General features: G+C 62.6%; 7 protein-coding genes and 1 pseudogene. 4 read left to right on the top strand and 4 right to left on the bottom strand.

Going from position 1 to position 5,656, the window contains the following annotated elements; all coding sequences use genetic code 11:
* From pstB to pstS, 4 genes and pseudogenes are all read right to left on the bottom strand, one after another.
* Positions 1–83 (bottom strand): annotated as a pseudogene (pstB, locus tag H7C86_RS36415) (phosphate ABC transporter ATP-binding protein); the annotation flags it as partial.
* A gap of 21 nt (positions 84–104) precedes the next feature.
* Positions 105–1,007, bottom strand: a complete 903-nt coding sequence (gene pstA / locus H7C86_RS36410) for a phosphate ABC transporter permease PstA (RefSeq protein WP_054186451.1) — start codon at positions 1,005–1,007, stop codon at positions 105–107.
* Positions 1,004–1,984: a phosphate ABC transporter permease subunit PstC gene (pstC, locus tag H7C86_RS36405; protein WP_054186453.1), complete on the bottom strand. Its 981-nt coding sequence runs from the start codon at positions 1,982–1,984 to the stop codon at positions 1,004–1,006. Before pstC ends, pstA begins: the two co-directional genes overlap by 4 nt.
* Positions 1,985–2,082: 98 nt before the next feature.
* Positions 2,083–3,210 carry a phosphate ABC transporter substrate-binding protein PstS gene (gene pstS, locus H7C86_RS36400; RefSeq protein WP_054186450.1) on the bottom strand — a complete coding sequence of 376 codons (1,128 nt, stop codon included), beginning with the start codon at positions 3,208–3,210 and terminating at the stop codon, positions 2,083–2,085.
* Positions 3,211–3,441: 231 nt separating this feature from the next.
* Between pstS and H7C86_RS36395 the strand changes: the two genes are divergently transcribed.
* From H7C86_RS36395 to H7C86_RS36380, 4 genes are read left to right on the top strand one after another with little or no spacing between them, the layout of a single operon-like run.
* Positions 3,442–4,134: a helix-turn-helix domain-containing protein gene (locus tag H7C86_RS36395; RefSeq protein WP_054186449.1), complete on the top strand. Its 693-nt coding sequence runs from the start codon at positions 3,442–3,444 to the stop codon at positions 4,132–4,134.
* Entirely contained in the window at positions 4,131–4,802 is a 672-nt protein-coding gene (locus tag H7C86_RS36390; RefSeq protein WP_054186448.1) for an arsenate reductase ArsC, read from the top strand. The genes H7C86_RS36395 and H7C86_RS36390 overlap by 4 nt, the downstream gene beginning before the upstream one ends.
* 36 nt (positions 4,803–4,838) lie before the next feature.
* Positions 4,839–5,165: a DUF3349 domain-containing protein gene (locus H7C86_RS36385; RefSeq protein ID WP_054186447.1), complete on the top strand. Its 327-nt coding sequence runs from the start codon at positions 4,839–4,841 to the stop codon at positions 5,163–5,165.
* Positions 5,166–5,189: 24 nt separating this feature from the next.
* Positions 5,190–5,573, top strand: a complete 384-nt coding sequence (locus H7C86_RS36380) for a helix-turn-helix transcriptional regulator (RefSeq protein ID WP_037131620.1) — start codon at positions 5,190–5,192, stop codon at positions 5,571–5,573.
* Positions 5,574–5,656 lie beyond the last annotated feature (83 nt).

The raw sequence follows: 5,656 nt of genomic DNA, 5'->3' as shown, positions 1-5,656 counted from the left end.
GGGACGGACAGGCCCACATCGGCGACGGCGTGGAACTTGCCGTAGTAGATGTTGAGATCTTTGATGTCGAGGCGCTTGGCCATGTCTGGTGTTCCTGTCCGTTTCTAGCGCTTGTTGGTGAGGAAGCGGGTCGCGAGCGCAGCGAGAAGGTTGAGGAGCGCCATGACGATGATCAGCGTCAGGGCTGCGCCCCACACTCGGAGCTGGCCTGCGGGCTGCGGGTTGATCAGCTCGGTGTAGATCAGCAGCGGGAGCGAGGCCATGTTGCCTTCGAAGACGTCGAAGTTGATCGAGCGGGAATAGCCGACGAGCACGAGGACCGGAGCTGTTTCACCCATGACTCGGGCGATGGAGAGCAAGACTCCGCTGATAATGCCCGGCATCGCGGTCGGGATGACGATGCGCATGATCGTCTTCCACTTCGGGACGCCCAGTGCATAGGAGGCTTCCCGAAGCTCGTCCGGGACGAGCTTGAGCATTTCCTCGGTGTTGCGTACGACGACCGGCAGCATGAGCAGCACCAGCGCCAGGGAGACGGCGAAAGCGCTCTGTTCGAATCCGAGAGTCGCGATCCAGAGGCTGAAAACGAACAACGCCGCAACGATCGAGGGCACACCGGCGAGAACGTCGACCATGAACGTCACGGTGCGAGCGAAGGCTCCGCGCCCGTATTCGACCAGGTAGATCGCTGCCATGATGCCGAGCGGGACGGAGATGATCGCTGCGATCGCTGCTTGGATCAAGGTGCCGTACAGCGCATGGTAGATGCCGCCGGCGAACTGTTCCGGAAGCACACCCTGCAGAGAATTCGTCCACCAGCCGGAGGAGGTGATGGCGCGCCATCCCTTTTCGATGACGGTGAACAGCACCCAGACCAAAGGAATCAGCGCGATACCGAAGGCAGCATAGAACAGTACGGTGGCGATACCGTTCTTGGCTTTGCGGCTGGTGCTGATGCTTTGGAACGTCGGCGCCTTGGCCGGTGCATTGAGGAGATCGGCGCTCATCCGTTGACCTTGCCTTTCGCGACCATGCGAGCGAGTGCGTTGACGACGAAGGTCAATGCGAAGAGGACGAAACCAGCGGCGATGTACGCGCCGGTCGGAAGGGGAGCGCTGAACTCTGCCGCTGCAGAGGCGATCTTCGAGGCGAAGGTGTATCCGCCGTCGAACAGCGACCAGCTCGAGGGATTGGCAGCCGAGCGCAAGATGATCAGCACGGCCACGGTTTCACCGAGAGCGCGCCCCAGGCCGAGCATCGACGCGGCAATGATGCCGCTGCGACCGAAAGGCAGCACGGTCATGCGCACGACTTCCCATTTGGTGGCGCCGAGCGCCTGTGCCGCTTCGATCTGCGTGCGCGGTGTCTGGCGGAAGACCTCACGGGTGACCGAGGTGATGATCGGCAAGATCATCACCGCGAGAACGATTCCGGCGGTGAAGATGGTGCCGCCTCCGGTCAAGGAGACGTTGCCTTCGCTGAAGAGGAAGAACCAGCCGAGGTTGTCGTTGAGGAACTCCGCGACCGGGCTGAGCTTGGGGGCGAGGATGAAGATTCCCCAGAGACCGAACACGATCGAGGGCACCGCGGCGAGGAGATCGACGATCGAGCCGAATGCGTGCGAGAGACGCGCGGGTGCGTATTGCGTCAAGAACACAGCGATACCCAGTGCGATCGGCACCGCAATCGCCAGAGCGAACACCGAACTGAGCACGGTGACCGTCAGGAGGTCACGGATACCGAAACGCAGATTCGATGCATCGCTGGTGACGAATTCGGTGCTGGTGAAGAAATTCGCGTTGTTCGCTTGCAGCGACGGGATGGCGCGAATGAGCAGGAAGATGGCGATCAGGCCGATGGAGACGACGATCGTGGCACCGGCACCGGTGGCCAGCCACCGGAAGAACTTGTCACCGAACTGGTGTTTTCCGGTCGAGAGAGACGAGGGAATCGTCGGGGAAGTCTTGCCGCTGTGATCAGGCATGCCGGGTATCTTTCCGCCCGCCCCCGGAGTCGCCGCAGTGGGCGTCTCCGGGGAGCGGGTTACGTCGTCGGGGTGCAGAGCCATCGCTGATCAGGCAATCAGGAGATCGCGTTGACTGCGGTGGTCAGCTTCTGCTGGAACGCGCTCGGGAGCGGGATGTACCCGTTTTCCTCGAGACCGTTCTGGCCGGCGCCGATCGTGGACTGCAGGAAAGCGCGGACGGCGGTGCCGACCTCGGCGTCGGGGTACTTCGAGCACACGATCTCGTAGGTAGCCAGCACGATCGGGTACGCGCCGGTCTCGGCCGGCTTGTAGAAGGTGGACGTGTCGAGAACGAGGTCGTTGCCCTCACCCTTGATGGTGGCACCGGCGATGGTCTTGCCGACGGTCTCGGTGCTGATCTCGACCGGTTCGGGACCGGCGGAGGTCACGATCTTGGCGGTCTGCAGGTTCTGGGCCTTGGCGAAGGACCACTCGTTGTAGGTGATCGCGCCTTCGGTGCTCTTGATGGCGGCGGAGGTGCCCTCGTTGCCCTTGGCGCCCTCACCGACGCCACCGACGAACGACTTGCCCGCGCCTTTGCCCCAGGCCCCGTCCGAGGCGGAGTCGAGGTATTTCTGGAAGTTGTCGGTGGTGCCCGACTCGTCGTTGCGGTAGATCACGTTGATCTTCTCCGACGGCAGCGAAGCGCCCTCGTTGAGAGCCTTGATCGCCGGATCGTCCCAAGTGGTGATCGCACCGTTGAAGATCTTGGCAGAGGTGGGGCCGTCGAGGACGAGGTCGTCGACGCCCTTGACGTTGTAGGTCACCGCGAGCGGGCCGAAGACGACGGGAAGGTTCCAGGCGTCGCTGGTGCAGCGTTCTTTCGCGCGGTCGTACTCGCCCTTGTCCTTGCTGAGGGGGGAGTCGGAACCACCGAGGTCGGTCTGGTTTCCGATGAACTCACTCACACCGGCGCCGGAGCCGTTGGAGGTGTAGTTGAGGGTCTGTCCGCTGCACGCCTGCTCGAAAGCATTCACGAAACGAGTCATGGCGTTGGCCTGGGCGGTGGAACCACTGCCCTTGAGTGCCGATTTTCCGCCGCACTCGACATTCGAGGTCGAGCCCGCGCCAGTGGATCCGGTCGAACCCGTCGCGCCGGTGTTGTTGTCGCTGCCGCACGCTGAAAGCAGGAGGGTGCTGGCCGCCAGCACACTGAGGGCGGCGCCAGATCGCTTGAGCTTCACGTAGTTCCTTCGAAGTATCGGGGTTGCTCGCGCGGCGCGCGGCCACCGAGATCGAGTGACACTGAGCAGGGCTGATTGCCGCTCGGGTGATGAATCTAGAGGCCGGGGATGAACGGATATCGCTGTGAAAATGAACGGAACATGAATCCATGGGCGAAAGTTGAATGAACAGCCCGACTACCGGCAGGTATTGCTTGACAATCTCAAATTAACTCAGTGATTATTGACTCAATGAGTATTGAGCAAAAGTTCTCGCTGGAACAGCGGTCCGCCTTCTACGGCGCCCTGGCCGATCCGGCACGGTTGTCGATCGTGGACATGCTCGTGCTCGGCGACGCATCGCCGTCGGAACTGCAACGCCGACTCTCCATCTCCTCGAATCTGCTCGCCCACCACCTCGGGGTCCTCGAACGCGCTGGTCTCGTGCACCGATCACGATCGGAAGGCGACAAGCGCCGTACCTACCTCCGGCTCGAGCCCGCCGCGCTGGATGTGCTCGTTCCTACCTCGTCGCCCTTGGCTGTGACGCGGATCGTGTTCGTGTGCACTCACAATTCCGCGCGCTCGCAACTGGCTGCGGCGTTGTGGAACAAGCAATCGCACATCCCGGCAGCATCGGCGGGCACCCACCCCGCTCCCCGAGTTCACAGTGGAGCACTCGCCGCCGCCCGCCGTCACGACCTACCTCTCGACGCCACGCGCCCGGCCGATGTCGCCGATGTCCTCGCTCCTGGGGACATGGTCATCGCCGTGTGCGACAACGCCCACGAAGAAATGCGCGAGAACCCGAACTCTCTTCACTGGTCGATTCCGGACCCTGCCCGCACCGGTAGTGCCGCAGCGTTCGACCGAGCCTTCGACGACATCGACCACCGAGTCGCTCGACTCGCCCCCCATTGCCTCCCGAACGGAGAACTCTCATGACCGACAACCTCAGCACCGCAACACATCACCGCGACGACCTGACCATCGATCAACGGTTGGCGCTCAAGAGTGCCGCCGCACACCTGGCCACGGAATTCACCGATGTCTTCAACACCGAAACCATCGAGCGTTTCCTGCATTCTTCCTACGACCAGTTCGCGGGCCGCGCCTCCGTCGTCAACTACCTCCCTCTCCTGGCTGAACGCTTCGCCCGGCAGCGACTGCGCGCCCTGGCCAAGGTCGAAGGACTCTCCAACGACGGCAAGCCCACCGTGTTGTTCTTGTGCACGCACAACGCCGGACGCTCCCAGATGGCCATGGGATTCTTCGAAAAACTCGCCGGGGAACGTGCCGTCGCATGGTCCGGCGGATCCGAACCCGGCACCAGCGTCAACGAAGCTGCCATCGAAGCAATGGCCGAACGTGGCATCGACATCAGCGGTGAATACCCCAAGCCATGGACGGACGAAGTGGTCCGCGCAGCGGACGTCGTCATCACGATGGGCTGCGGAGATGCATGCCCGATCTTCCCCGGGCGTCGCTACGAGGAGTGGGTCCTTCCCGACCCCGCGGGTCTCGGGGTCGACGCGATCCGCCCGATCCGTGACGAGATCGAACGGCGAGTACTCACATTGCTCGACGAGATCGACATCGCCGCCCAGCACTGATGCTCGTCGATGAATTCCTTGCGAAGAAGGTCTCTCATGTTCATTCCGGCAGTGGTCACCGCTTTTGTGCACTGGCTTCGCAGCGGCTACCCGCAGGACGCACCGAGATACGGTCACAGCCCGCTACTGGCTCTGATGGATCAACGGCTCTCACCTGCGCAGATCAGTGAGATCGTGATCGCGCTCGACTGGGAGCCGGCCACCGAGGCCATCGACATCCAAGTGGCCATCACGGCTGTCGCACGGCGGATGCCCTCACCCGCCGATCTGAGTGCCGTATGCGCGGCCATCGAGAAATCCGCGTCCAGGGAAGGGGCCTTCCCGTGCTGCAGAACCAGAGGCGTGCCCCATGTTGCGAACTGATTTGATCGATGTCAATATTGATGTATGTCGAATCAAGATGTGGCGGAGACCGGCGCCTGTTGTTCGCCACTCAACCGTGAACCGTTGACCGAAGACTGGGCTGGTGATCTGGCCCGGATGTTCAAAGCGCTCGGCGATCCCGTCCGGCTGCGACTGCTGAGCTTGGTTGCCAGCCATGAGGGTGGGGAGGCCTGCGTCTGCGACATCTCCGACACCTTCGACTTGTCCCAGCCGACGATTTCGCATCACCTCAAGGTGTTGCGCCAGGCCGGACTCCTCGACTGCGAACGTCGCGGGACCTGGGTGTACTACTGGGTGATACCCGCAGCCCTGCAACAACTTTCCGCCGTTCTGCTCGTGGAAGCATCATCCACTGCCGCCGACGTCCCACAGGAGACCGCCGTATGAGCGCCCCGTCCAGTACCGAACACCCCGAAGTCGTCGGAAAACTCTCCACCCTCGACCGCTATCTGGCGGTCTGGATCGGCGTG

Source organism: Rhodococcus sp. UFZ-B548, from assembly GCF_903819475.1.
Lineage (GTDB): Bacteria > Actinomycetota > Actinomycetes > Mycobacteriales > Mycobacteriaceae > Rhodococcus_F > Rhodococcus_F erythropolis.
The sequence above is the reverse complement of the archived record's forward strand: the minus strand, read 5'-3'. Positions and strand labels throughout refer to the sequence as shown.